21 protein-coding genes and 1 riboswitch are annotated in these 25533 nt (G+C 71.8%); of the genes, 5 read left to right on the top strand and 16 right to left on the bottom strand.

Annotation, left to right across the window (positions count from 1 at the left end; all coding sequences use genetic code 11):
* The first annotated feature begins 147 nt into the window (after positions 1 to 147).
* Both HEK131_RS03235 and HEK131_RS03230 read left to right on the top strand, forming a co-directional pair.
* Complete coding sequence (locus HEK131_RS03235) at positions 148 to 918, top strand: ABC transporter ATP-binding protein (protein WP_217462002.1); 771 nt, start codon at positions 148 to 150, stop codon at positions 916 to 918.
* On the top strand, positions 918 to 3446 hold the full coding sequence (locus tag HEK131_RS03230; protein ID WP_244333598.1) for an ABC transporter permease: 2529 nt from the start codon (positions 918 to 920) through the stop codon (positions 3444 to 3446). Before HEK131_RS03235 ends, HEK131_RS03230 begins: the two co-directional genes overlap by 1 nt.
* Before the next feature lie 63 nt (positions 3447 to 3509).
* Here HEK131_RS03230 and HEK131_RS03225 read toward each other — a convergent pair whose 3' ends face one another.
* The 13 genes from HEK131_RS03225 to HEK131_RS03165 form a co-directional block, all read right to left on the bottom strand.
* Positions 3510 to 4805 (bottom strand): SAM-dependent methyltransferase, encoded by a 1296-nt coding sequence (locus HEK131_RS03225; protein WP_244333597.1) that lies wholly within the window; start codon positions 4803 to 4805, stop codon positions 3510 to 3512.
* A gap of 200 nt (positions 4806 to 5005) precedes the next feature.
* Positions 5006 to 6388 (bottom strand): NAD(P)/FAD-dependent oxidoreductase, encoded by a 1383-nt coding sequence (locus HEK131_RS03220; protein WP_161148135.1) that lies wholly within the window; start codon positions 6386 to 6388, stop codon positions 5006 to 5008.
* A gap of 466 nt (positions 6389 to 6854) precedes the next feature.
* Positions 6855 to 7796 (bottom strand): Ppx/GppA phosphatase family protein, encoded by a 942-nt coding sequence (locus HEK131_RS03215; protein ID WP_244333596.1) that lies wholly within the window; start codon positions 7794 to 7796, stop codon positions 6855 to 6857.
* Positions 7793 to 8356: a DUF501 domain-containing protein gene (locus tag HEK131_RS03210; RefSeq protein ID WP_217462006.1), complete on the bottom strand. Its 564-nt coding sequence runs from the start codon at positions 8354 to 8356 to the stop codon at positions 7793 to 7795. The genes HEK131_RS03215 and HEK131_RS03210 overlap by 4 nt, the downstream gene beginning before the upstream one ends.
* 45 nt (positions 8357 to 8401) lie before the next feature.
* The gene (locus tag HEK131_RS03205; protein WP_217462007.1) at positions 8402 to 8878 is read right to left on the bottom strand and encodes an FtsB family cell division protein; all 477 of its coding nucleotides are present in this window, start codon (positions 8876 to 8878) and stop codon (positions 8402 to 8404) included.
* A 156-nt stretch (positions 8879 to 9034) separates the two neighbouring features.
* Complete coding sequence (gene eno, locus HEK131_RS03200) at positions 9035 to 10315, bottom strand: phosphopyruvate hydratase (RefSeq protein ID WP_217462008.1); 1281 nt, start codon at positions 10313 to 10315, stop codon at positions 9035 to 9037.
* A gap of 309 nt (positions 10316 to 10624) precedes the next feature.
* Positions 10625 to 11326 carry a transglycosylase family protein gene (locus tag HEK131_RS03195; protein ID WP_217462009.1) on the bottom strand — a complete coding sequence of 234 codons (702 nt, stop codon included), beginning with the start codon at positions 11324 to 11326 and terminating at the stop codon, positions 10625 to 10627.
* 4 nt (positions 11327 to 11330) lie between these two features.
* Positions 11331 to 11510: riboswitch (cyclic di-AMP (ydaO/yuaA leader) on the bottom strand.
* A 181-nt stretch (positions 11511 to 11691) separates the two neighbouring features.
* Positions 11692 to 12726 (bottom strand): transglycosylase family protein, encoded by a 1035-nt coding sequence (locus tag HEK131_RS03190; protein WP_244333595.1) that lies wholly within the window; start codon positions 12724 to 12726, stop codon positions 11692 to 11694.
* A gap of 123 nt (positions 12727 to 12849) precedes the next feature.
* Positions 12850 to 14196, bottom strand: a complete 1347-nt coding sequence (locus tag HEK131_RS03185; RefSeq protein ID WP_244333594.1) for a cytochrome P450 family protein — start codon at positions 14194 to 14196, stop codon at positions 12850 to 12852.
* A gap of 93 nt (positions 14197 to 14289) precedes the next feature.
* The gene (locus HEK131_RS03180; protein ID WP_244333593.1) at positions 14290 to 15303 is read right to left on the bottom strand and encodes a nucleoside triphosphate pyrophosphohydrolase; all 1014 of its coding nucleotides are present in this window, start codon (positions 15301 to 15303) and stop codon (positions 14290 to 14292) included.
* A 141-nt stretch (positions 15304 to 15444) separates the two neighbouring features.
* Positions 15445 to 16083 carry a SurA N-terminal domain-containing protein gene (locus HEK131_RS03175; RefSeq protein WP_217462013.1) on the bottom strand — a complete coding sequence of 213 codons (639 nt, stop codon included), beginning with the start codon at positions 16081 to 16083 and terminating at the stop codon, positions 15445 to 15447.
* A gap of 164 nt (positions 16084 to 16247) precedes the next feature.
* Entirely contained in the window at positions 16248 to 17993 is a 1746-nt protein-coding gene (locus tag HEK131_RS03170; RefSeq protein ID WP_244333592.1) for an insulinase family protein, read from the bottom strand.
* Positions 17994 to 18100: 107 nt separating this feature from the next.
* The gene (locus HEK131_RS03165; RefSeq protein WP_244333591.1) at positions 18101 to 19054 is read right to left on the bottom strand and encodes a hypothetical protein; all 954 of its coding nucleotides are present in this window, start codon (positions 19052 to 19054) and stop codon (positions 18101 to 18103) included.
* 133 nt (positions 19055 to 19187) lie between these two features.
* Between HEK131_RS03165 and HEK131_RS03160 the strand changes: the two genes are divergently transcribed.
* Positions 19188 to 19631 carry a hypothetical protein gene (locus HEK131_RS03160; protein WP_217462016.1) on the top strand — a complete coding sequence of 148 codons (444 nt, stop codon included), beginning with the start codon at positions 19188 to 19190 and terminating at the stop codon, positions 19629 to 19631.
* 19 nt (positions 19632 to 19650) lie between these two features.
* On the opposite strand, the gene HEK131_RS03155 is transcribed toward HEK131_RS03160, so the two are convergent.
* The 3 genes from HEK131_RS03155 to HEK131_RS03145 all read right to left on the bottom strand — a co-directional run bounded on the left by HEK131_RS03155 (position 19651) and on the right by HEK131_RS03145 (position 23987).
* The gene (locus tag HEK131_RS03155; RefSeq protein WP_279614285.1) at positions 19651 to 21144 is read right to left on the bottom strand and encodes a serine/threonine-protein kinase; all 1494 of its coding nucleotides are present in this window, start codon (positions 21142 to 21144) and stop codon (positions 19651 to 19653) included.
* 38 nt (positions 21145 to 21182) lie between these two features.
* On the bottom strand, positions 21183 to 21785 hold the full coding sequence (locus tag HEK131_RS03150) for a hypothetical protein (protein ID WP_244333590.1): 603 nt from the start codon (positions 21783 to 21785) through the stop codon (positions 21183 to 21185).
* Positions 21786 to 21881: 96 nt separating this feature from the next.
* The gene (locus tag HEK131_RS03145; protein WP_244333589.1) at positions 21882 to 23987 is read right to left on the bottom strand and encodes an N-6 DNA methylase; all 2106 of its coding nucleotides are present in this window, start codon (positions 23985 to 23987) and stop codon (positions 21882 to 21884) included.
* A 199-nt stretch (positions 23988 to 24186) separates the two neighbouring features.
* Here HEK131_RS03145 and HEK131_RS03140 point away from each other — a divergent pair, with 199 nt between their 5' ends.
* Positions 24187 to 24624: a hypothetical protein gene (locus HEK131_RS03140; RefSeq protein WP_244333588.1), complete on the top strand. Its 438-nt coding sequence runs from the start codon at positions 24187 to 24189 to the stop codon at positions 24622 to 24624.
* A 192-nt stretch (positions 24625 to 24816) separates the two neighbouring features.
* On the top strand, positions 24817 to 25533 hold the full coding sequence (locus tag HEK131_RS03135; protein WP_244333587.1) for a hypothetical protein: 717 nt from the start codon (positions 24817 to 24819) through the stop codon (positions 25531 to 25533).

The raw sequence follows: 25533 nt of genomic DNA, 5'->3' as shown, positions 1-25533 counted from the left end.
CCGTCCTCCCCAGGTATGACACCGGGCCGCTCCGTCCGACCGGAGTCGCGGTAGGGAACGGGAACAACGGCTGACCGGACGGCTTCCGGGAACGGGGACCATGGGAACAGACCCCCGAGACCGCCGTCCGACAGGAGCACCACCCCCGTGACCACCACACCCACCACCGGCAGGACCACCGCCGTGGCCGCGCGCGCCACGGAGCTGTCGAAGATCTACGGGCAGGGTGAGACCCGAGTGGTCGCCCTGGACCAGGTCTCCGTCGAGTTCCGCCAGGCGGAGTTCACCGCGATCATGGGCCCGTCCGGCTCCGGCAAGTCCACGCTGATGCACTGCGTGGCCGGGCTGGACTCCTTCTCCTCCGGTTCGGTGCGCATCGGCGAGACCGAGCTGGGCTCGCTGAAGGACAAGCAGCTCACGCGGCTGCGCCGGGACAAGATCGGCTTCATCTTCCAGGCGTTCAACCTGCTGCCGACGCTCACGGCGCTGGAGAACATCACGCTGCCGATGGACATCGCGGGCCGCAAGCCCGACAAGGAGTGGCTGGACCGGGTGATCGAGATGGTGGGTCTGTCCGGACGGCTCACGCACCGCCCCTCCCAGCTCTCCGGCGGCCAGCAGCAGCGCGTCGCCGTGGCCCGCGCGCTGGCCTCCAAGCCGGACATCATCTTCGGCGACGAGCCGACCGGAAACCTCGACTCCCGCTCCGGCGCCGAGGTGCTCGGCTTCCTGCGCAACTCCGTGCGCGAGCTGGGCCAGACGGTGGTCATGGTGACCCACGACCCGGTGGCCGCCGCCTACGCGGACCGGGTGGTCTTCCTCGCCGACGGCCGGATCGTGGACGAGATCCAGGACCCGACCGCCGACTCGGTCCTCGACCTCATGAAGCGATTCGACGCGAAGGGCCGTACGAGCTGATGTTCCGCACCGCGCTGCGCAACGTCCTCGCGCACAAGGCCCGGCTCCTGATGACCGTGCTCGCCGTCATGCTCGGCGTCGCCTTCGTGTCCGGGACCCTGGTCTTCACCAACACCCTCTCCCGCGCCTTCGAGAACAGCTCCGCCCAGGGCTTCGACGGCGTCGACGTGGCCGTCCGCGCCAAGCACCAGCAGGCGAGCGGCGACCGGGTCGGCTCCACCCCCGACCTGACCCCGGCACTGCTGGCCAAGGCCGAGAAGGTACCCGGCGCCGCCTCCGCGACCGGTGTCGTCAGCGGCTTCACCGCGCTGGCCGACAAGCACGGCAAGCTGGTCGGCGACGGCTGGCAGTCGATGGGCGGCAACTACTGGGGCACGAAGGACGCCCGCTACGACCTCGTCTCCGGCCACGCCCCGCACGGCGCGGGCGAGCTGCTGATCGACTCCGAGACCGCCCGCCGCACCGGCTACGGCGTCGGCGACACCGTCCGCCTCTCGGTCGACGGCCCGGTCCTCACCCCGCGCGTCGCCGGCGTCTTCACCACCGACGACGGCAACGTGGCCGCGGGCGGCAGCCTCACCCTCTTCGACACGCCCACCGCGCAGACCCTGTTCGGCAAGAAGGGCGCGTACGACGAGATCGACGTGACCGCCGCCCCCGGCACCAGCCAGAGCGCGCTCAAGGCCGCGCTGGACAAGGCGCTCCCGGCCGGTCAGGTCAGCACCACCACGGGTGAGAAGCTCGCCGCCGACCAGGCCGAGCAGATCTCCTCCTCCATGAGCGGCCTGCGCCAGGTGCTCCTGGTGTTCGCCGGCATCGCCCTGTTCGTCGGCACGTTCATCATCGCCAACACCTTCACCATGCTGGTCGCCCAGCGCACCAAGGAACTCGCCCTGCTGCGGGCGGTCGGCGCCTCGCGCGGCCAGGTCACCCGCTCGGTGCTGGCCGAGGCGTTCGCGGTCGGCACGGTCGCGGGCGTGGCCGGACTCGCCGCCGGTGTCGGCATCGGCGCCGGACTGCGCGCCCTGCTGAACTCCTTCGGCGCGAGCATGCCGGACGGGCCGCTCGTGGTCACGCCGGGCACGGTCGTCGCCGCGCTCGCCGTCGGCATCGTCATCACCGTGCTCGCCGCCTGGCTGCCCGGCCGCCGGGCCGCGAAGATCCCGCCGGTCGCGGCGATGAACAGCGTGCACGCGACCGCCACCACCCGCTCGCTGGTGCTGCGCAACACCATCGGCGCGCTGTTCGCGGCGGCCGGCGCGGGCGTGGTCCTCGCGGCCACCACCATGGACACCGACAAGGGCCAGGGCGCGATGGGCCTGGGCGCGGTGCTGCTGATCATCGGCGTCTTCGTGCTGACCCCGCTGCTCTCCCGCCCGCTGATCGCGGCGACCGCACCGGTACTGCGCCTGTTCGGCGTCTCGGGCCGCCTCGCCCGGCAGAACGCGGTGCGCAACCCGCGCCGCACGGCGGCCACCGCGTCCGCGCTGATGATCGGCCTGACCCTGATCACCGGCATGACGGTGATGGCGGGCAGCCTGCAGAAGTCGATCGACAAGATGGCCGCCTCCGCGATCCGCGCGGACTACATCGTCTCGATGGCCAACCGCACCCCGCTCTCCCCGGACGTGGCCACCAAGCTGGCCGCCACCGACGGGGTCGCCGCGTCCAGCCCGCTGCGCAACGGCGCCTCCCGCATCGACGGCGACACCGAGTACCTGACCGGCGTCAACGGCTCGGCGATCGGCGAGCTGACCGACCTGAAGGTGAAGCAGGGCACGTTCGACGTGTCCGGCAACCGGATCGTGGTGGACGCCGACCGGGCCAAGGAGCAGGGCTGGAAGGCCGGTTCGAAGCTCACCGCGCACTTCGAGGACGGCAAGCAGGCCACGCTGACCGTCGCCGGGGTGTACGAGGGCAACGAGATGATCCGGGGCATCATGATCGACGACAAGGTGCTCACCCCGCACCTGCGCGCCCCGGCCGACATGCAGGTCCTGGTCCGCATGGCGGACGGCGCCTCGGACGGGACGAAGGACCGGCTGGCCAAGGCCCTCGGCTCCAACCCGGCCATCCAGGTCCAGGACAAGAAGGACATCTCCGACGGCATCGCCCAGATCTTCACGCTGATGCTGAACCTGGTCTACGGCCTGCTCGGCATGGCCGTGGTGGTCGCGGTCCTCGGCGTCGTCAACACGCTGGCCATGTCGGTGTTCGAGCGCTCCCAGGAGATCGGGATGCTGCGCGCGATCGGCCTGGAGCGCGGGTCGGTCAAGCGGATGGTCCGCCTGGAGTCCCTGGTGATCTCGCTGTTCGGCGGGGTGCTGGGCATCGGGCTCGGCGTGTTCTTCGGCTGGGCGGCCGGTGAGCTGCTGGGCACGAAGATGGCGACGTACGAGCTGGTGCTGCCCTGGTCCCGGCTGGCGCTGTTCCTGCTGCTGGCCGCCCTGGTGGGCGTGCTGGCGGCGCTGTGGCCGGCCCGGCGCGCGGCCCGGCTGAACATGCTGGCGGCGATCAAGGCCGAGTAGCCGTACGGCACACGCGCGAGTGGGGCCCCGTTCCGGGATCGGAGCGGGGCCCCACTCGTGTCGTCAGGCGTTCCAGAGGCGGGTGCGGGCCGGGAGTCCCGAGGCGCCGGAATCCGGGGTGCGGAGGGCGAGGACCTGGTTGACGCCGATCTGGTTGCGTTCGAAGGCGAGCGCGGAGGCGGCCATGTACAGCCGCCAGACGCGGGCCCGGCCGGGCCCCGCGAGCCGCATCGCGCGCTCCCAGCTCCCCTCCAGGTTGGTCACCCAGGCGCGCAGGGTGCGGGCGTAGTGCTCGCGCAGCGACTCCACGTCCCGCACCTCGAACCCGGCGCGCTCCAGCATGGTGACGGTGGTGCCGACGGGCGCGAGTTCGCCGTCGGGGAAGACGTAGGAGTCGATGAACGCGTCGACCTCGTACGCCGTCTCGTCGCGCTGCGGGCGGCGGGCGATCTGGTGGTTGAGCAGCCGTCCGCCGGGCTTGAGCAGGTCGTACAGGTCGCGCGCGTAGTCCAGGTAGCGGTCGGCGCCGACGTGCTCGGCCATGCCGATGGAGGAGATCGCGTCGTAGGGGCCGTCGCGGACGTCGCGGTAGTCCTGGACGCGGATCTCGACCCGGTCGGTGAGCCCCTCGTCGGCGACGCGCTTGCGGGCGAGGGCGGCCTGCTCCTGGGAGAGGGTGATGCCGACGGCGCTCACCCCGTGCTCGCGGGCGGCGTGGATGGCCATCGAGCCCCAGCCGCAGCCCACGTCCAGCAGCCGCTGACCGGGCTTCAGACCGAGTTTCCCGCAGACCAGTTCGAGCTTGTCGCGCTGGGCGGTCTCCAGGGAGCCGCCGTCCTCCCAGTAGGCGCAGGAGTACACCATGGACGGGCCGAGGACGATTCCGTAGAAGTCGTTGCCCACGTCGTAGTGGTGGCTGACGGCCCGCTTGTCGGTGCGGCGGGTGTGCAGATGGCGCCGTCTGCGGACCTCCTCGCGCGGTGGCGCCGGGGGCAGCGGCGGGCCGACGAGCCGGATCAGCTCGCGCGCGGCGGCTCGCACGGCGGGGTCGCGCACGGCCCCGGCGAGCGAGCGGGTGTCCGCGTCGTCGTCGTGCTCCCAGAGCAGACCGGCCACCGCGCCGAGGGCGGTGTACAGATCGCCCTCGATGTCCAGGTCACCGGACACCCAGGCGCGGGCCAGGCCCAGTTCACCCGGCTTGAACAGCATGCGGCGCAGGGCGCGCCGGTTGCGTACGACGATCACGGGGGCACCCGGCGGGCCGGCCTGGGAACCGTCCCAGGCCCGGATCCGCACCGGGAGAGGTGCTCCCAGCAGTTGTTCGGCCACACTCACCAAGCGCGACGCGGCGTCGGCCATGACGCACACCTCCAAGACGACGATCCCGGATGTCCGTTACCACGTAAACACCGCGACGTACCCGGCGCAGTCCCGCATTGGGGTTACGGCAGGGCAAAACAGCGGGTGGGCCGGGAACGCCGAAGGACCTCCCGCACCACGGATGGCGGAAGGTCCTTCGGGTCGAACGGTGTGCGTCGAACGCGGAGGCTGACCGGAGGTCAGGAAGCCTTCGCCTTCTCCTCGGTCTTCGGCGCAGCGGCGACCGGGGCGGGCTTGGCGGCCTCGTAGAACTCCTCGCGCGGGTGCTCCATGGCGCCGAGGGCGACGACCTCGCGCTTGAGGAACATGCCGAGGGTCCAGTCCGCGAAGACGCGGATCTTGCGGTTGAAGGTCGGCATGGCCAGACCGTGGTAACCGCGGTGCATGTACCAGGCGAGACGGCCCTTGAGCTTGATCTTCATCTTGCCCATGACGATCATCGCCACGCCCTTGTGCAGGCCGAGGCCCGCGACGGCACCCTTGTTGGCGTGCTCGTAGTCCTTCTGCGGGAAGCCCCGCATGCCGGAGACCACGTTGTCGCCGAGCACCTTGGCCTGACGCAGCGCGTGCTGGGCGTTCGGCGGGCACCAGGCGTTCTCGTTACCCGCCTTGCGGCCGACGAGGTCGGGGACCTGGGCGTTGTCACCGGCGGCCCAGATGTAGTCGGTGCCCTGGACCTGGAGGGTCGGGGCGCAGTCCACGTGGCCGCGCGGGCCGAGGGGCAGACCGAAGCGGGCGAGGGCCGGGTTGGGCTTGACGCCCGCGGTCCACACGATCGTGTCGGAGTCGACCTCGAGGCCGTTCTTCAGCACGACGTGGCCGTCGACGCAGGAGTCCATGGAGGTGGAGAGATAGATCTCCACACCGCGGCTCTCCAGGTGCTCCTTGCCGTACTGGCCGAGCTTGGGGCCGACCTCGGGGAGGATCTTGTCGGCGGCGTCGACCAGGACGAAGCGCATGTCCTCGCGGGACACGTTCTTGTAGTACTTGGCGGCGTCGCGGGCCATGTCCTCGACCTCGCCGATGGTCTCCGCGCCCGCGAAGCCACCGCCGATGAAGACGAAGGTGAGCGCCTTGCGGCGGATCTCCTCGTCGGTCGTGGAGTCGGCCTTGTCGAGCTGCTCCAGGACGTGGTTGCGCAGGCCGATGGCCTCCTCGATGCCCTTCATACCGATGCCCTGCTCGGCGAGGCCGGGGATCGGGAAGGTGCGGGAGACCGCGCCCATGGCGATGACCAGGTAGTCGAAGGGCAGCTCGTACGCCTCGCCCACGAGGGGGGCGATCGTGGCGACCTTGCGCTCCTGGTCGATGGTGGTGACCCGGCCGGTGAGGACCTCCGCCTTCGGCAGCACGCGTCGCAGCGGTACGACGACGTGGCGAGGGGAGATGTTGCCGGCGGCGGTTTCGGGGAGGAAGGGCTGGTAGGTCATGTACGACCGGGGATCGACGACCGTGACGGTCGCCTCTCCGAAGCGCATCTTCTTGAGGATGCGCCGAGCTGCGTACAGGCCTACGTACCCACCGCCTACTACGAGGATCCTGGGACGCTCCGTGGTGCTCATGCCATCGAGTATCCACCCGCCCCTGGGGGGTAGCTCGTGCGCCCCTTCACAAGGTTGGAGAGGGGGTGTGTTATCCTCCGCCACTCGCGTGACGCAGGTCATGTTCACGATGGGGAACCGTGAGCCGCCCCGACCCGTTGTCAATGCCGCTTGAGCTGGCCGTCCGGCCTCCGGACCCCCTCTCGGGACACCTTTCGCAGGGCTTCGGGACACCCCGTCGAAACACCCGCGCAATACGGTCGTGAACATGCTCCAGGGGCTGTTGGACCCCCGAACGGGTCAATGCGGACCCTCGTGTCCCCCACCGGGGCTGAATTCCTTGTGAAGAACTTCACGAAGGTTTCCGGCGGAGCCCCGCGAAGCGGCGTGTCGGCCGCCCCGCGGGGGCGCTCAAACGTCGTCCAGGCTGCTCAGCCGCACACTACTGGACGGTAACAGGCCGTATCCGTACGGCCGTCGGGTCCTGCTACGCGATGGACCACGCGATGCCGTCGAGGATGTCGTGCTCGCTGACGACGACCTCCTCGGCACCGGTCCGCTCCATGATCGCGAGCAGCACGAGGGCACCCGCGCCGATCACGTCGACCCGGCCCGGATGCATGGAGGGGATCTCCGCCCGCTCGGCGTGCGAGGAGCTGAGCAGCCACTCGGTGATCTGGCGGACGCGGCCCCGCGAGATCCGGGAGTGGTGGATGCGCGCGGAGTCGTACTCCGGCAGCTCCAGGGCGATGGCGGACACCGTGGTGACCGAGCCCGCGAGCCCGACCAGGGTGCGCGCCTCGTGGAGCGGCACGACCTCGGCGGCGAGGTCGATCGCGGCGTCGATGTCGGCCCGCATGGCGGCGACCTGCTCGTGCGCGGGCGGGTCGGTGACCTTGCCGTCGCGCACCAGGTGCCGTTCGGTCAGCCGGACGCAGCCGATGTCCACGGACCGCGCGGCCCGTGCGTGGTCGTCCCCGACGACGAACTCGGTGGAGCCGCCGCCGATGTCCACCACCAGGTACGGCTTCTCCAGGTGGTCGCTGCCGGACAGTTCCCCGGTCGCGCCGGTGAAGGAGAACTCGGCCTCCTGGTCACCGGTGATGACCTCCGGCTCCACGCCCAGGATGTCCACGACACCGCGCACGAACTCGTCCCGGTTCTCCGCGTCGCGCGAGGCGGAGGTGGCGACGAACCGCACCCGGCTCACGCCGAGTTCGCGGATGACCTCGGCGTACTCCCGGCAGGCGGCGAAGGTGCGCTCCAGCGCCTCGGGGGCGAGGCGGCCGGTGCGGTCGACGCCCTGGCCGAGCCGGACGATCGTCATCCGGCGGTCCAGATCGGTCAGTTCACCCGTCGCGGGGTCCGCGTCGGCGACCAGCAGGCGGATGGAGTTGGTGCCGCAGTCCACGGCGGCGACGCGGGTCACCGGCCCTCCTCCGCACCGGACTCGGCCGGCTCGGCCGCGCAGGCGTCGCCGGGCGTCACGCACGGGCCCTTCGCCCACCACTCGGGCAGCATGGCGATGGCCTCGTCGCCCAGCGGGTTCACACCGGGTCCGGCGGCCAGCGAGTGGGCGACCAGGACGTGCAGGCACTTCACCCGGTCGGGCATGCCGCCCGCGCTGGGGAAGCCCGCCAGGACCTCGATCTCGTCGCGGCGCCGGATGTAGTCCTCGTGCGCGGCCCGGTAGGCGGCGGCCAGCTCCGGGTCCGACTGGAGCCGCTCGGTCATCTCCTTCATGACGCCGTTGGCCTCCAGCGTGCCGATCGCCGAGGCGGCGCGGGGGCACGTCAGGTAGTACGTCGTCGGGAAGGGCGTGCCGTCGGGCAGCCGGGGCGCCGTCTCCACGACGTCCGGCTGACCGCACGGGCAGCGGTGGGCGATGGCCCGCAGGCCGCGCGGCGGGCGGCCGAGCTGGAGCTCGAAGGCGGCGATGTCCGCCTCGGTGGGCTCGGTGCGCGGAGTGTGGGGCGGGGGCGTTTCCATGACTGCTTCCAGAGTGGCTTTCGGTCGGTCACCGGCGGATGCCGGTCACTGGTCGGAGGCGTCGGACTTGTCGACACCGTCCCAGACGTTCGCGTACCAGGGCCGGTGGGCGGCCCCGCGGTCGGTACGGGACTGCTTGGCGGCGCCCGGGTCGATCACGACGAACCCGGTCTCGCCGGGCATCACATAGTGCAGCCTGCGCCGGATCTGCTGCTCGGCGTAGGCGTCGTCCTGCCAGCGGGCCTTGGTGTCCCTGAGCTGCTCGACCCGGGCACTGGCCTGCTCCTGCCGGTGCTTCAGGTCGGCGATCTCGGCGCGCTGGGAGACGTACTGACGCATCGGGTAGGCGAGCGCGACGATCAGCGAGCACAGCACCAGGGCCAGCAGGGCGGCGCGGCCGGTGAGGCGCGAGCGGCGGGCCTGCCGTTTGGTCTGGGAGCGGTAGACACGGGCCGCCGTCTGCTCACCGAGCAGCCGGAGCCTGGTCGTGGTGGAGAAACGGTCCCGGTCCCTCGCGGCCATCTGGCTCTCCGCCTCCACTGTGCCTGTGCGTCTTCTGCTGTGCGTCTCGTGCCGTGCTCATACGCGCGTACGTCCCCGGACACGGTACGGGACCGGGTCCGGGGACGTAGGTACGACGGGCGGGGCCGCGGCTCGCGCCGGACCCCCGCCGGGGTGTCAGCCCTTGAAGCGCGGGAAGGCGCTGCGGCCGGCGTAGACCGCGGCGTCGTCCAGGATCTCCTCGATGCGCAGGAGCTGGTTGTACTTGGCGACGCGCTCGGAGCGGGCCGGGGCACCGGTCTTGATCTGGCCGCAGTTGGTGGCGACGGCCAGGTCGGCGATGGTGACGTCCTCGGTCTCGCCGGAGCGGTGGGACATCATGCACTTGTAGCCGTTGCGCTGGGCCATCTCGACGGCGTCCAGGGTCTCGGTCAGCGAGCCGATCTGGTTGACCTTGACCAGCAGGGCGTTGGCGATGCCCTCCTCGATGCCGCGGGCCAGGCGCTCGGGGTTGGTGACGAACAGGTCGTCGCCGACGATCTGGACCTTGTCACCGATGCGGTCGGTGAGGACCTTCCAGCCCGCCCAGTCGTCCTCGAACAGCGGGTCCTCGATGGAGACGAGCGGGTAGGCCGCCACGAGCTCCTCGTAGTACTCCGTCATCTCGGCGGCGGAGCGCTCCTTGCCCTCGAAGAGGTACTTGCCGTCCTTGTAGAACTCGGACGCGGCGACGTCGAGCGCCAGGGCGATCTGCTCGCCGGGGGTGTAGCCCGCCTCCTTGATGGCCTCCAGGATGAGGTCGAGGGCCTCACGGTTGGAGCCGAGGTTCGGGGCGAAGCCGCCCTCGTCGCCGAGGCCGGTGGCGAGGCCCTTGTTCTTCAGGACCTTCTTGAGGGTGTGGTAGACCTCGGCGCCCCAGCGGACGGCCTCGGAGAAGGACTCCGCGCCGATCGGCGCGATCATGAACTCCTGGATGTCCACGTTGGAGTCGGCGTGCGAGCCGCCGTTCAGGATGTTCATCATCGGCACCGGCAGCAGGTGCGCGTTGGGGCCGCCCAGGTAGCGGAAGAGCGGCAGGTCGCTGGCCTCGGAGGCGGCGTGGGCGACGGCGAGGGAGACGCCGAGGATGGCGTTGGCGCCGAGCGAGCCCTTGTTGTCCGTGGCGTCCAGGTCGAACATGGCCTGGTCGATCAGACGCTGCTCGGTGGCGTCGTAGCCGACCAGCTCCGGGCCGATCTGCTCGATGACGGCGAGGACGGCCTTCTCGACACCCTTGCCCATGTAGCGGTTCGGGTCACCGTCACGCAGCTCGATGGCCTCGAAGGCACCGGTGGAGGCGCCGGACGGGACGGCGGCACGACCCGTGCTGCCGTCGTCGAGGCCGACCTCGACCTCGACCGTGGGGTTGCCTCGGGAGTCCAGGATTTCCCGAGCTACGACGACGTCGATGGACGGCACGAGCATCTCCTTCGTGGATGTGACGCTGAGAGTGCGGGGCGTCTGCCGGATGGCATGCCCTGCGTCTAGAGCCTAACCGTCCCCGGGGCGTCGGCCGTCGACCGACCGCCTCGTGAACGGGGTGGGACAGGGAGACCGTACCCATTGTTCCCGCCCGGAACAAAGGGGTTCGGGGCATCGGTACGGCCGAGGGAGGACGCGCACCGCCCCGGCGCGCGGGGGGAACGCGCACCGGGGCGGGGGTCCGTGGCGGACCGGAGGCTCGCGGAGCCGGACGGGTCGGGGGCCGGCCCCGGGAGCGGGTCGCGGTTACTTCAGGTGCAGCATCTGGCCGGGGTAGATGAAGTCGGCCTTCTCGACGATGTCCTTGTTCAGGTCGAACAGCTTCTTCCAGCCGCCCTCGACCTTGTGCTCGGTGGCGATGGAGCTGAGCGTGTCGCCCTTGACGACCTTGTACTCGCCGTCACCCTTCTTGGCCTTGCCGCCGGTCGGGGTGGTGACGGTCTTGCTCGCGTCCGGACGCTCGGTGGAGCGGGAGGCGGCCTGGTCGTCGGCGGTGCGGTCGGAGGTGTCGGCCGCGGCCTTGTCCTCCGTCTTGGTGTCCGTGGAGGGGGCCGGGGCGGCGGAGCCGCTGTACGGCGTGCTGGACAGGCCCGTGCCGCAGACCGGCCAGGCACCCTTACCCTGGGCGGCGAGCACCTTCTCGGCGACGGTGATCTGCTGTTCCTTGCTCGCCTTGTCGGCGGTGCCGGCGTACTGCGTGCCGCCGTACGCGGCCCAGGTGGAGGCGGAGAACTGCAGACCGCCGTAGTACCCGTTGCCGGTGTTGATGGACCAGTTGCCGCCCGACTCGCACTGCGCGACGGCGTCCCACTCGGAGCCGGTGGCGGCGGAGGCGCTGCCCGACGCCATCACCGGGCCCGCGACGGCCGCGCCGGCGACACCGGCGAGCGCGAGGACACGGACGGTCTTGGACGGGCGACGGTACTTGCCCTTGCTGGAAAACAGCATGGATCGATCCCCTCACCGACGCCTGCGAGGTGAGCTGTCGGGTTCGGGCCGGTTGAGTGCCCGGCCACCCCTCCCCCGTCACTGCGGAAAAGGCGTGGCTCCACCCCAAGCCCGCACCGGCGTCAATCACCGGTCCGGGCACTTACCTTGGGTCCCCCGCTCCTGCCTACGGCGCTTGACGCGACGGTTGTCCCCGAGGGCCGCTGGCAGGATTCGGCGTTGCGGCCACGGGGGCTCGTGGTGACGAGCGGTCCCGACCGTAGACACGCGCCGAGGCGAATTTCAAAGACGATCAAGGCTTCTGAGAGTCATCCCACACTTTCGCCAATTGGGACATATAAGAGGATAGTGGGCGTCAGATTCCCCTATTCCGCGTCCGTTTCGCCCGGCACCTTCAGGGTCTGCCCCGGGTCGAGATGGTTCGGGTCGGAGCCGATGGCATGCTTGTTCGCGGAGTAGAGCGCTTCCCACCCGCCGTCCACGTCGAGGGAGTCGGCGATGGAGCCGAGCGTGTCACCGTCGCGGACGATGTAGCCGCCCGGAGAGGCGGTGGCGTGGCGGCCCGTCCCGGCCGCGTGCTGACCGCCCGTCACGGCCTCGTCGGCGCTGCCGCCGCGATGACGGCCGCCGCCGCCGAGGTCGCCGGTGTCGACCAGGCTCCAGGAGCCGCCGTCCTCCCACGAGTCGTCGGAGTCCTTGGCGGCGGGAGCACTGGAGGCCGAACCGCCGCCCGCGTAGCCGCCGTCGGAGGCCGCGGGCGCGGACCCGCCGGAGCGGGAGGTGTCGGTGTCCTTGCCGGAGTGGCCGGAACCGGCCTTCTCACCGGCGTCCGCGGACGGCTTGCCGGTCTCCTTCGAGGAGGAGTCGGACGAGGGGGACGAATCCGCCGTTCCGGACGAGTCGGAATCATCGGGCGAAGCGCTCGCGTCGGGAGCCTCGCTCGGCTTGTCGTCACCGGTGTCGGAGCCGCCCTTGTCCGCGGACGGGGACTCGCTCACACCCGTGTCGACGTCCACCGAGCCGGAGTCGGAGGTCAGCCCGGCGAGCAGGGCGCAGGTGGCCCAGTGGGTGGTGCCCTGGTCGGCCAGGATCTTCTCGGCCACCGAGATCTGCTGCGAACGGCTGGCCTGGTCGGCGCTGCCCGCGTACTGCGTGCCGCCGTACTTGTCCCAGTCGTCCTGGGATATCTGCAGGCCGCCGTAGTAGCCGTTGCCGGTGTCGGCGCTCCAGGAGCCGCCGCTCTCGCACTCGGCGACCTTGTCCCAGGTGGTGCCGTCGGCCGCGTTCGCGCTCGCCGCCCCGAGGAGCGGGATCGCGATGGCGGACGTGGTCACGCCGGCCGCGACGAGGAGCGCCGGAGCCTGGCGGGGTCGACGGTGCCTACCGTTCCCGGAGAGCATGCGGTTGCCTTTCGTGCGACAGCAGTACGGCGTGGCAAGTGGTGCTCGGCGCCACACTGATGGGTGAACGTATCGGCAGACGATCGCTTGTCACAAGTTAATGCCGCACAGATCACGTGAAGATCACATAGTTGAAGGTCTGTCATGTGAGGTTTCACGACTGGGACCGACCGGTGTGAACTCCACCGGCAGTGTGCGCAGTCCACGCATGATGAGTCCGCCGCGCCAGCGCAGTTCGGCCGGGTCGGCCGCCAGGCGCAGGTCCGGCAGCCTGGTGAGCAGGGTGGCCAGCGCGGTCTGGCCCTCCAGCCGGGCGAGCGGGGCGCCCAGGCAGTAGTGGATGCCGTGTCCGTAGCCGAGGTGCTGGTTGTCGCGGCGGCCGAGGTCCAGCAGGTCCGGGTCGGCGAAGCGGTCCGGGTCGCGGTCCGCCGCCGCGAGGACCACCAGCACCGGGTCCCCGGCCGCGATGTCCTGGCCGCCGATGGTGAGCGGCCCGGTGGCGTAACGCCAGGTGGCCAGTTCCACCGGGCCGTCGTAGCGCAGCAGTTCCTCCACCCCGGTCTGGAGCAGGCCCGTCTCCCCGGCGGCCAGGGAGCTCTGGAGCCGGTGGCGCTGCCCGGGGTGGGTGAGCAGGGCGTAGGTGCCGTTGCCGATGAGGTTGACGGTGGTCTCGAACCCGGCGAACAGCAGGATGAAGGCCATGGCGGCGGCCTCGTTCTCGGTGAGGTGCTCGCCGTGGTCGGAGGCCCGGATGAGCGCGGAGATCAGGTCCTCGCCGGGCTCGGGCTCGGCGGGGAGCGCCTGGCGCTTGCGGTGGATGAGGTCGGCGAGATAGCCGCGCATCTTCTTCACCGACCGCGCCACCCCGCCCCTGGGGCCGCCGCCGTGCCGGATCATCATGCCCGCCCAGTCCCGGAAGTCGTCCTGGTCCTCGCGCGGGACGCCGAGCATGTCGCAGATGGCGTAGATGGGGAGCGGGAAGGCGAACTCGTGGATGAGGTCGGCCGAGCCCCGCTCGGCGAACCGATCGATGAGGTCGTCCGTCAGCTCCTGCACGCGGTCCGCGAACTCGGCGACCCGGCGCGGGGTGAACGCCTTGCTGACCAGACGGCGCAGCCGGGTGTGGTCCGGCGGGTCGATGTTCAGCAGGTGGGTCATCAGGTCGGCCTTGCGCTCACCGGGGATGCCGGTCTTGCCCTTGGCCTGCGCGGTCTCGGCGTGGTGTGCCGGGTTCTTGCTGAGCCGCTGGTCGGCCAGGGCCTGCTTGGCGTCGTCGTACCGGGTGACCAGCCATGCCTCCACCCCGCTGGGCAGCTTGGTCCAGCGCACGGGAGCGTGCTCCCGGAGCCAGGCGTAGGCGGGGTAGGGGTCGGCGGCGAACTCCCAGGTGAAGAGTTCCGGGGCGGAGTCTTCCGGGGCGGAGTCCTCGGAGGCGGGGTCGTCGGGGGTGGGCTGGTGTGGCTCGGTCACTCCTCGACGGTATCCGGCGGGCGGGGGCGGGGTGCGGGTCGGCTCCTCTCTGTCGGGGCCCGCCTGCCGGTCCGGGGGTCCCCGCCGGCCGCGCTACTCGGTGTCGTGCTCCGGGTCGGTGTCGTGCTCCGGGGCCGGTGCGCCCTCGGCCGCGCGTATCGCGTCCCGGTAGGTGCGGGCGGCCGCTCTCAGGGCCGTCTCCGGGTCGACGCCCGCTTCCTCGGCCCGGGCGGCCAGGTCCAGCAGTTCGTACCCGATGCCGTCGCCCTGGGGGAGGGGTACGTCCAGGCCGGCGGCGCGGACGCGGGAGGCGAGTTTGGCGGCGAGGGCGAGGCCGGGCTGGCCGAGGGGGATGCCTTCGGTCACGGAGGTGCGCCGCTTCTCCTCGGCCTTGGTACGCAGCCAGTGCGCCTTGACGTCCTCGGGCGTCTCGGCCTCCTCCTCCCCGAAGACGTGCGGGTGACGGTGGATCAGCTTGGTGACGATGCCCCCGGCCACGTCGTCGACGGAGAAGGGGGACTCCGGGTCCTCCTCGGCGATGCGGGAGTGGAAGACGACCTGGAGCAGCACATCGCCCAGCTCCTCCCGCAGCTCCTCCCGGTCGCCGGCCTCGATCGCCTCGACCAGTTCGTACGCCTCCTCGATGCCGTACTTGGCCAGGCCCTCGTGGGTCTGCCGGGAGGACCAGGGGCATTCGGCGCGGATGCGGTCCATGACCTGCACGAGGTCGAGGAGGCGGGCGCCGGGCAGGTCGTAGGAGGCGGGGAGGAGCTCCAGCTCGGGCATGCTCACCCGGCCGGATCCGGCGAGCCGGGCGAGGCCGTCGGTGAGGGCGGGCTCACCCTCGCCGGTGGCGACGACGACCACCGTGCGGTCGCCCTTGCAGGCGTCGACCAGTTCCTCGGCGGTGGGGGACGCCTCCGACACCGCTATGCCGGCCTCACGCAGATACGGCACCTGCGGATGGGCGCCGTCCGCGCACAGCACGGCGTCGGCGGAGCGCAGCGCCTGCCAGGCGGGCCAGGACAGCAGGCCGGGGGCGACCCGGTGGCTGGTGGTGAGCAGGACGATGCGGCCAGGGGCGGTTTCGGGACTGATTGCGTTCACGATCCGAACGTAACCCAGGACGCGGAATGACGGGCCGAGTTATCCACAGGGGCGGGAGAGTCCTGTGATCGTATGACCGACACGCCGCGCGGGGCCGGGAACCAGCAGGTCACACGGCCCGCGCCGGGCGTACCCGTCCCGTCAGGCGCTCTGGGCCGCCGTGGCGTCCCGCAGCCAGGGCGTGCGGGCGTCGACCCGGCTGCTCTTGACCACGTCCCAGGCGCCGTAGCGCGGGTTCACATCGATGTGGAGGGCCTTCGACGCCTTGGACAGCGCGTCCCAGAACGGGGGCTGGCTGGTGTCGGTGCCGAGCTTGGCGGCCAGCTTCTGCGCCTCGATCTGCAGCCCGAGGTTGTCGTCGAGACGCTCGGGGGCGATGCCGTACTTCTGGAGCCACGCGGCCCGGAGCTGCTTGTCGCCGCCGGCCTGCTTCTCCAGGTCCGTACGCATCCGCTGGACCTCCTTGCGGGTGACCGTGACGCCCTGGTCCCGTGCGGCGCGGTGCAGCACCTGGTCGAGGACCATGTTGTGCAGGGTGTCGCGGGTGAGGCTGCCGGTGGAGGCCAGCACCTGCTGGTACTGGGCCTGGTCGGACACCTCGGCCCGCTGCGCCGCCCGTACCTCGTTCACCCGGCTCTCCAACTGGGACACGGTGATCCGCTGCCCGCCGACGACGGCAGCCGCGCCGGGGTGCGCGTCGTTTCCGCAGGCGGTGAGGAGCGGGGCCGCGGCGGCGATCGCGGCGGTGAGGGCTAGCGCGGTGCGACGGCGGCGGAGCAAGGGGAACCTCCTGAGGAGATTGTGCGACGGTGCACAAGGTCTTGCGGTGATCGATGTTAGGCAGCCGTACTGCTCCGGCCAACCCATTGGACCAACGATTCACCACGAGTTCGGGCACCGCCGCGTCACTCTGCCGAGGGGCGCGTCACCGGGCCGGTGCCGTCTCACGCCCGCCGGGTGGTCCGCACGATCCGTACGGCGGGCCACACCAGCAGGGCGGTGATGCCCCAGAAGAAGGCCGAGATGGCGATCCACTCCCCCATCGTGAGCTCGGGGTCCTCGGCCTCGAACACCGTGAAGGAGAGGGCCATGAGGCCGCAGAGCACGGCGAGTATCCCGAGCACCACCAGCCCGATGGACTGCATGACGGTCCGCCGCGTGGGGGTACGGCCGCCCGGGGCGGACCCCTGAGCGGTGCCGCCCTCGTGAGAGGCGGCCGCGGTCGCCGGCCTGGCCGCCGGCTGCTGCCGGGGCGGCAGCCACACCACCGCGTGCGGGGGCACGGCGGCGTCGATGGTGGCCATGGTGTGCGCGTCGATGTCGTACAGGCCCGGATCCACGTCGACGCACAGCGCGTCGGTCCCGACGAGCCGGCGGCCGCCGTCGGGCCAGCACAGCACGGCGGCGCAGGCACGGTAGGGGACGGTCACGGCGCACTCGGTGCCGTCCGGCGACTTCGTGGTCACGCTGACGCCCTCGGCACCGACCACCAGCGCCACGCTCTTGTCCCGCACCGAACGGAACCTGCGCCCGGTCACCGTGTACGACGAGTCCGTGGGGGCCGCCGTGTACCCCGCCCAGTCGGCGCTGTGCCCGGCGGGCACCTGCATCAGGGCCGTCTGCGCGGCCTGCCGCGCCACCGTGTGCACCTGCTCCGGCGTCACCGCCCGCAGTTCGGCCCGCAGCGCGTCCGGGGTCAGGACCGGGCGCCCGGCGAGCAGGTCCTCGGCGGAGCCGGGCAGCCGCTTGGCGGCGGCGTCGGGCGCGGCCAGCGCGGAGTCGTGGCGGGTGCGCACCGCCTCCAGGTCCGCCGGCCCGATCCGGCCCGCCCGGAGCCCGGCGAGGACGTCGACGAAGCCGCCGAGCACCGCGTCCTGCTTGTCGGGCAGGGAGTCGGCGAAAGCCGTCACGAGGGCCATGCCGTCGCGGCGGGGGGTGTAGTCGGTGCCGGCCGTGTAGGAGTAGCCGCCCTCCTGGCGCAGGGAGCGGGACAGCTCGCGCTCCAGGACGCCCGCGTACAGCCGGGCGGCGGCGGTGTCGGCGACGACGGCGTCGAGCAGGACACCGCCACTGCCGTCCGAGAAGTACGCCGGGGTCTCGGGGAGCGCGGAGGTGACGGCGGGCATCGGGATGCGGGCGCCCTCGGGCAGCCGCAGCGACAGCCCCTCCGGTATCCGCTCACCCGCGACCCACAGCACGGCGTTGCCCCGCGTGAACCAGGTCTGCGCCCAGTGCCGCACGTCCTCGGGGCGCAGGTTGCGCACGCCCCACTCCGGGTAGCTGACCAGCCCGTGCCCCTGGGCGCCGTAGCGCCACAGCGGGAGCTGGGCCGAGCCGCGCCGGGACTCCTCGGTGCGCAGGATCTCCTTCTCGGTCTCCAGGCGCTCCATGGGCAGGTCGCACAAGGAGGCGCAGACGCCCTGGAGGTAGGCGACGACCTCGTGTTCCACGCCCTCCATGTAGAAGTGCGTGAACGCGGCCTTGGTCTCGCCGTTGAAGTGGTAGTCGGCCAGGCCGTGGCGGTGCAGGGCGAGATGCTCCACGAGGTGGGTGATCCCGGACCGGGTGAGCGTCTCGTCGGCGACTCCGACACGGAACACGAGTCCGGCGCGCATCGGCCCGGTGGCGTGCGCGAAGAGGGTGGGTACGCCGTCGACCTCGGTGGTGCGGATGGCAGCCTGGGGGTTCATCTCCGGCCTCTGTTCGGCGGGTTCGTCGTGCGAAGGATGGGGGATCTGGGCTCTGCCGGGCACGCGCGTGCGTCAGTCGGCGAAGGGCCAGGTGTGCGCGGCCGCGGTCAGCCGCGGGCGAGGGCGGCGTCGCGGTGCTTGACGTACGCCTTGGTGGCGTCGCCCAGGTAGTCCCAGGGGTACTCGGAGGCGAGGTCGCCGAGTACCCGGAAGCAGGCGGCGGCCCGCGCCAGGTCCCCCGTGAGGGAGAGCATCGCCGCGAAGCAGCTCTGGGCGATGACCCAGCCGTGGTCGCGCCGGAAGTGCGGGCTGAGCACGGACCGGTCGGCGGCCTCGGCGAGTTCGGCGTGGACGTGTCCCTGGCGCAGGTACGCGTCGCGCTCCTGTCCGCTCAGGGAGAGCCAGTGCTCGAGGTGGACCTCGGCCACCATCGCCCCGCTGAGCGCTCCTTCGGGGGCGTCCAGCAGGCACTGCCGGGCGAATCCGTGGGCCGCCTCCCAGCTCCCGCCCCACTTGGGGCAGAGCTGCTGCAGCAGCCGGGACTGGCCGTTGAAGTGGTGCGGGTGGTGCGCGGCCAGCCGGTCGTAGCGCCGGCGCGCCTCGTTCTGCCCGAGCTGGAGCCCCATCGCGGTGGTGAGACGCTCGGCCCAGGCCGCGTCGGACGACGGGTCGAGCGCGGTGGCCCGGATGAGCAGTTGCTCGGCCTGGCGCAGATGCGCGTGAAGCCCGGCGAACTGCTCGCGGCTGACGTCCTTCGCGGACGCCGAGGTCCGTATCTCCCAACCGATCTGCACCTCACGGGCGCCGAGGACCGTCAGCGCGAGCACGTCGTCGGGCTCGGCGGCCAGGATCTCGCGCATCCACACCTCGATCCCCGCCACCTCGTCGAGCACACGGACGGCGAAGCTGCGGGCGACCTCGCGCGGCAGCCCGTCCAGGTACCGGCGGATCGACGGCCAGTCACGCGCGGCGGCGGTCTGCCGGAGCCACGCGACCTCGGGGTAGGCGGAAGCGACCTCGAAGTCGGGTGGCGGCAGCGCGGATCCGGAAGCGAACGACATGCGGCGGATACTAGGCGAGACCTGTGACAACCCCTCGCACGGGGCGCCTTGCGGAACTTCCGTACAACCATCGCCAGTCGGCGGGAGTCTCCTTGGAGCCCCTTTTCCCCGCGCACCCGTCTCGGAGTCCCGGATGTCCATAAGCTCCCGCCGCAACCGGCAACTGCTCGAAGCCACCGCTCCCCTGCTTCTCCAGGGCGAGCGGGTGGAGTTCACCTCCCTGGCCGGGGTCGGCTCGGTGTCCGTGCGCAGGCAGGCGCTCACCGCGGCGGTGGTGGGTGTACTGAGCGCCGGGACGGTGATGGCCACGGTCACGCCCCGCCCGCTCTACCTGGTGCTGACCGACCAGCGCCTGCTCTTCTTCGACGGCAACCAGGGCCGCAAGCCGGGCAGGCTCGTGCTGAACCTGCCCCGCCCCTACCTCTCCGCGGGCAACTCCAGGAAGGTGTTCCTCGGCATGCAGTACGCCACCGTCCTCTCGGTGGCCGGCCAGGAGCACGGGCTGAAGGTGACCTTCCCGGTCCAGCACAAGTCGGACGGGCCGCGCTTCGTCTCGGCGCTGCCGGTCACCCGCTGACCCCGCGCGGGCGGCGCCGTCAGCCCCGGACCTGGCCCAGCCACTGGAGGGTCCGCCGGATCTCCGCCGCCAGCGGATCGAGCGGGCCGTGCGTCCGCTCCACGTCCATCAGCAGTCGCGCGAGCATGTCGTGGGCGGCCGGACGGTCGCCCAGGGCGAGCAGCAGATGGCCGATGCGGCGGCGGACGTCATGGGCGAGCCGGGGATCGTCGAAGGCGTACCGGTTCTCGTAGTAGGGCAGCAGCGCGCGGTACTCCGCGAGCGCGGCCGCCGGTTCGCCCAGTTGCTCCAGGCACTGCGCGGCCTCGTAGCGGAAGCGCAGGGACTGCTGGTCGGCCTGTCCCGCCTCGGCCGCGCGCTCGTCGGCCAGACGGCGCAGCTCGGGCAGGGCGCGCCGGTACTGGCCGTCGTCCAGGAGCGTGGCCGCGTACTGCTTGCGCAGGGTGCGTACGACCGGTGAGTGCTCGCCGTGCTGTTCGGCCGCGGCGGGCAGGATCGCGCCGAGGATGTCCACGGCCTGCGTGATGCGCCCCTCCCCCAGCAGCCGCTTGACCTCGTCCACGGCGGCGGCGACATCGGGCTTCTCGTCCACCGGGGGCGCCGGAGCGACCTGGGCGGGCTGTGGCGCGGGGGTGCGGGCACGGTCGGGCCAGGGGGCGTGCGGACGCAGGAAGGGACGCGTGGGGTCCAGCGGGGCACCGGTGGGCATGCCGCGCTCGGGCAGGAGCGGCGCGAGCTGCTCGTACACCTCCTGCGCGGAGGCCGGGCGGTCCTGCGGGTCCTTGGCGAGCAGCCGCAGCACCAGCGCCTCCAGCGCGCCCGGCACCTCCGGGCGCAGCCGGCGTACCGGGAGCGGGGGCTCGTACAGGTGCCGGTGCAGCACGCCGAGCGCGGTGGAGCCGGTGAACGGCACGTCCCCGCTGAGCAGTTCGTGCATCAGCACACCGAGCGCGTACAGGTCGGTGTACGGGCCGACGGCGCCGCCCATCGCCTGCTCCGGCGCCATGTAGGCGGGCGAGCCGATCGGTGAACCGGTGTGCGTGAGGCGGGTGGTGTCGGTGTCCATGACGGACGCCACGCCCAGGTCGAGCACGGTGACCGTGCCGTCCTGCTTCACCATCACGTTGCGCGGCTTGAGGTCGCGGTGCACGATCGGCACCGCGTGCACCGCGCTCAGCACGGCGCACAACTGCGCGGCCACCGCGACCGTCCACTGCCACGGGTACGGGTCGTGCTCCGCGAGATGGTCGGAGAGGTCGGCGCCGTCCACGTACTGCATGACGAGGAACAGCTCCTCGCCCTCGCTGCCCGCGTCGTGCACGGTGACCAGGCCGGGGTGGTCGACCTGCGCGGTCACCCGGCACTCACGCAGGAAGCGGCGGCGCAGTTCGTCCGCCTCCTGCCCGGCCACCTTGTCCGGACGGAGCAGCTTCACCGCCACCCGGCGGTCGAGCCTGCGGTCGTAGGCCGTCCAGACCTGGCCCATGCCGCCCTGCCCTATCAGCGTGGACAGCTCGTACCGGTCGGCGACGACGCGTCCCTGCGTCACGCTCACCGTCCGCCCTCGGGCTTGCCGTCCTGCCGGCGCAGGTAGTCGCTCAGCTCGTCCAGCTCGGCGCGCACCTGGTCGATGCGCGCGGGGGCGGGACGGGGAGGAGCGGACGGCTGGGGCGGAGGGCTCTGCATGTACGTCTGCGGCGCCGGGTGTTCGGGCCGGGGCGGGGGCGGCATCTGGACCGGCGTGTCCGTGTAGAGCGAGGCGGGCTGCGGGTAGCCGTACGTCATGGGCATCGCCTGGACATGGGCCGACGCGTAACCGGCTTGCGTGGCCGCCCTGTTGTGGAACCGGATGTCCGCGACCAGGAAGTGGACGGCCGCGCCCACGGCGACGCACAGGATGGCGATCGCCGCGACGTCGCTCCACGGGTCGCCCTCCGGCAGTTCACCGACCGCCACGAAGCAGCCGACGGACAGCACCAGGCTGACCCAGGACACCAGCCAGTCGTACCACCGCCCCCGCAGGAACGCGATCCGGAACAGCGGCACGCACGCGAAGACGCCGCAGGACAGGAGGGAGCATGCGGCCATCAGCACGCGAAGGGTGATGACGGTCCCCGCGTTGCGGACGGGCGGCGGCTCCCCGTGGCCGTGCATGGCTGCTCCTGGACGGTTCGGTATCAGGGTTCGAGCGTATAGGCCGACACCGACAGGGTGTTACAAGTTGTACCGAACCGTTGTCCGGGGTTCCGGTCAGTGCGGCGCGACCGTCCCGTCGGTGAGCCCGTCGTACATGCCGCGCAGCAACTGCTCCCCCAGCCTGCCCGCTTGGCGCAGCGCCCGCTCGAAGTCGTCCAGGGCGCGGAAGCGGTCGCCGTAGCGGCGCTGTTCCTCCAGCGGGAGACGGGGCAGTTGCAGGCGGCGCACGTCCAGGCGGGTGGCGGTGGAGGCGTAGCTGCTGGCCTGGCGGTTGTTGGCGGTGCCGCGCAGGAACCCGGCGAGGAACCACGCGTCGAGCGAGGCGGCGTCCGGGCGCAGCAGTACGAGGTTGCGGCCGAGGGCGGCGCCCGCCGTCTCCGCGTCCACCACGCGGGCCACCGAGCCGCCGCCGAGTACGGGTACGACCACGTCGCCCGGCTCGGTCAGCACGGTCTCCTCGTCGCTCTCGGGGAGGGTGCCGGAGGGCGCTGATCCGGCGAGCACGTCGTGGTCGGTCAGCACGGGCACGCGCGCGTGCGTGCCGGCGGCGGGGGTGCCGCCGGCGTGCGTGCCGGCGGTCAGGGTGCCTGAGGTTCCGCCGGTGCGCAGCGTCAGGGCGCCGCCCCGGGCGAGTTCACCGATGGTGGTGAGCGGCCAGCGCGTGGGCGGGGCCGGGGCGGCGGTGGGCGGGGTGAGGCCGGTGGTGAGGCGGAGAGTGGCGGCCAGGTCGTCCCGGACCGCGGCGAGCTGCTCCACCCCGTCGGCCGCGGCGGGGGGCGGGAGGTGGCGGGCGGGGGCGAGGTCCACGTCGTCGTCGAGGAGTTCGATGACCGGCACGGAGCGCGCGAGGCCGGGCCGCTCGGCGAGCCGCCCGTCGCGCGCGAAGGAGCGCCAGGTGTCGAGCGCGGCGTCCCGCACCGCCTGCCAGTCCGGGCCGCCGCGTGCCTCCCCGGCGAACGCGCCGGTGTCCACGAGCAGCACCTCCGGCGCCGCCGGGGTCCGGTCGGGGCGGCGGAGCACCCACAGGTGGAGCGGGAGGTTGTACGGCGGCGCCGCGCCGACCGGCAGTGCGAGCACGGCGCGCAGGGCGCCCCGGCGCAGCAGATCGGCGCGGATGCGGCGCCCGGAGCGGCGGGAGGCCGCGGCGGGGGGCATGAGCAGCACGGCGGTGCCGCCGTCGGCGAGCCGGGCCAGCGCGTGCTGCACCCAGGCGAGCTCGGACTCGGTACGCGCCGGGAAGCCGTACTCCCAGCGTGCGTCGTAGGCGAGTTCGTCGTGGCCCCAGTTGCGCTCGTTGAACGGCGGGTGGCACAGGACGACGTCGGCCCGCAGCTCCGGGTACGCGTCGGCGCGCAGGGTGTCGCCCACGGCGCCGCGCACGGCGGCCCGGGTGCGCAGGGCGAGCCGCAGCGCGGTGAGGGCGACGAGGTCGGGGGCGCTGTCCTGGGCGCAGAGGGTCTGCTGCGGGCGGGCGTCCACGGCGCGGAGCAGGGCGCCGGTGCCGCAGGCGGGGTCGAGGACGGTGTCGGCGGGGCCGGCCAGCTCGGCCATGAGGCCCGCCAGTTCGGCCGGGGTGGGCGTGAACTGGCGCGAGTGGACGTCCAGGTACCGGCCCAGCAGGAACTCGAAGGTCTGCCGCGCTCCCAGTTCGGCGGCGAGTTCGGCGGCGCCGCGCAGGAGGGGGGCGGAGGGGAGGAGTTGCGGCCCGGAGGGGGTGTGAACAGGCGGCGCGGTGTTCACAGGGGCCGACTCGTTCACGGGCTCACAGCCGAACCGCGACCCGGTCACCTGGTCGAGAACCCCGGGCAGCCGCGCGGCGAGGCGCTCGTCGGAGCCGGCTTCGATGTCGAGCCAGACGGTGGGCCGTTCCTGGATGAGCAGCAGGACGCAGCCCGCGTGCACCAGGGCGGTGGCGGGACCCTCGGGGTGGCCGGTGAGCTGCTGCCAGACCCGCTCCCGCAGCGGGACCTCGGCGAGTTTCCCCTGCCTGCGCAGCCATGCCTCGACCTCGGCTAGGGCGAAGGAGGGGCTGGTCTCGGTACCGCCCACCGGCTTGGGGAAGTCGGGGTGCCTGCGGCGCCAGTTGCTGACGGCGGCCCGGCCTACCCCGGCGAGCCGCGCGATCCCGGCCGCGGTCACCTCTGTTGCGTTGTCCTGCACCGGCCCCGGCTCCCCTCGTTCCATGTGTGCACCGAGCATACCGACGCTTACAAGACTCATGGATTCACACCTGTGCACTCTCCACTTCTTGTGAATCGTGTTGACTCGGTTCACAAGCTCTGCTCTTATTGACCCAGCGAACGAGCGGCCAACCGGAGGGGGTTGGCCGTATGCATCGGGGAGGGGCCTTGCCGTGGGCATGAAGGGCAGGATCGCGCTCAGCGCGGCCACCGGACTCGTCGTCATCGGCGTCGTGTCCGCGAACGCCGACAACCATGAGGGCGACGGCGGCACCGGCGGCGCGGGCAAGGAGGCTCCGGCCACCGCCGGGAGCAAGTCCGGCGGACAGCCGGGCGGTCAGGGCAGGGCCTCGGGGGGCACCGAGTCGGGCAAGGCCAAGGCCGTACTGCCTGGGGACGGCGATTTCCGGGTCGGTTCGGACATCGAGCCCGGCACCTATCGCTCGACCGGCGACGCCGACGGCTCCTGCCACTGGGAGCGCACCAAGGTCGCCAAGCATGGCCTCGGTTCGGTCATCGCCGCCGACGACACGACCGGGACCGCCGCGGTGACCATCCGCCCCACGGATACCTACTTCAAGTCGACCGGCTGCGGCGGCTGGAAGAAGACCGGCTGACGCACCGGCTCCATCCGCCGGTGCGGGACGTGACGGTCACTCCCGGCACTCCCCCTAACCGACACTCCGTTCGCGGAACTCTTCCGCCGCCCGGCGCACTTCCCGCCCGGACGCCGGACTCGCTTCCCCTCTCTTCCCACGCCTTTTCTCGTCTTCTCTCTTCCGCTCACCAACTCTTCAGTAGGAACTCTCATGCGCATCCAGTCCCGCTTCGCCCAGGTTCTCGCCGTCGCCGCCCTTCCGCTGGCCCTGGCCGCCTGCTCCCCCAGCTCTTCCGACTCCGGCGCCTCACCCAAGGAGCCGAAGGCGAAGAACCTGAACGCCGGCCTGATGACGGGCACCCAGCTCAAGAAGGCTCTGGCGCCGGCGTCGTTCTTCCCTTCCCACCTCAGCGCGCTCTCGGACGGCTTCTCGGACAGCGGCGACCAGTTCGTCTCCCCGGCAAGCCGGGACACGGCCAAGCCGGACTGCACCAAGTTCGAGAACACGACCTGGCTCGACGCTTCGGGGTTCAAGGGAGGCGTGTCGTTCGCGCAGGGCGAGTACGCCAACAAGGACGAGACGGAGGAGATGGTCCAGGAGATCGACGTGTTCCAGGGCACGACCGCCGACACGGTGATGCAGCAGGTGCGTGCCGCCGCCGGGGCGTGTGCCACGTTCACGGACCTCAACGACCACTCGAAAGTGAAGCTCGCGGGCACCACCACCTCCGGACTCGGTGACGACGCCTACACCATGACACTCACCAGTGGTCACTGGGAGAACGGCACGACCTTGGTGGCCGCCCGCGTGGGCAATGCCGTGGTCACCGTGACGTCCTCCACCGGCAAGGACAACGGCGCCGCCAACGCCGCCAAGCTGGCGGGGCACCTCGTGGACTCGCTGAAGGCCGCGAGCGCCAAGGGCTGA

It is taken from the genome of Streptomyces seoulensis, from assembly GCF_022846655.1.
GTDB lineage: Bacteria > Actinomycetota > Actinomycetes > Streptomycetales > Streptomycetaceae > Streptomyces.
This window is presented reverse-complemented; position numbering and strand designations above follow the sequence as displayed.

Excerpts from the sequence above, each read along its gene's own strand:
- HEK131_RS03230 (WP_244333598.1), top strand. The coding sequence starts at position 918 with ATGTTCCGCACCGCGCTGCGCAACGTCCTCGCGCACAAGGCCCGGCTC.
- HEK131_RS03225 (WP_244333597.1), bottom strand. The coding sequence starts at position 4,805 with ATGGCCGACGCCGCGTCGCGCTTGGTGAGTGTGGCCGAACAACTGCTG.
- HEK131_RS03220 (WP_161148135.1), bottom strand. The coding sequence starts at position 6,388 with ATGAGCACCACGGAGCGTCCCAGGATCCTCGTAGTAGGCGGTGGGTAC.
- HEK131_RS03210 (WP_217462006.1), bottom strand. The coding sequence starts at position 8,356 with ATGGAAACGCCCCCGCCCCACACTCCGCGCACCGAGCCCACCGAGGCG.
- HEK131_RS03205 (WP_217462007.1), bottom strand. The coding sequence starts at position 8,878 with ATGGCCGCGAGGGACCGGGACCGTTTCTCCACCACGACCAGGCTCCGG.
- HEK131_RS03195 (WP_217462009.1), bottom strand. The coding sequence starts at position 11,326 with ATGCTGTTTTCCAGCAAGGGCAAGTACCGTCGCCCGTCCAAGACCGTC.
- HEK131_RS03190 (WP_244333595.1), bottom strand. The coding sequence starts at position 12,726 with ATGCTCTCCGGGAACGGTAGGCACCGTCGACCCCGCCAGGCTCCGGCG.
- HEK131_RS03170 (WP_244333592.1), bottom strand. The coding sequence starts at position 17,993 with ATGAACCCCCAGGCTGCCATCCGCACCACCGAGGTCGACGGCGTACCC.
- HEK131_RS03165 (WP_244333591.1), bottom strand. The coding sequence starts at position 19,054 with ATGTCGTTCGCTTCCGGATCCGCGCTGCCGCCACCCGACTTCGAGGTC.
- HEK131_RS03160 (WP_217462016.1), top strand. The coding sequence starts at position 19,188 with ATGTCCATAAGCTCCCGCCGCAACCGGCAACTGCTCGAAGCCACCGCT.
- HEK131_RS03150 (WP_244333590.1), bottom strand. The coding sequence starts at position 21,785 with ATGCACGGCCACGGGGAGCCGCCGCCCGTCCGCAACGCGGGGACCGTC.
- HEK131_RS03140 (WP_244333588.1), top strand. The coding sequence starts at position 24,187 with ATGAAGGGCAGGATCGCGCTCAGCGCGGCCACCGGACTCGTCGTCATC.
- HEK131_RS03135 (WP_244333587.1), top strand. The coding sequence starts at position 24,817 with ATGCGCATCCAGTCCCGCTTCGCCCAGGTTCTCGCCGTCGCCGCCCTT.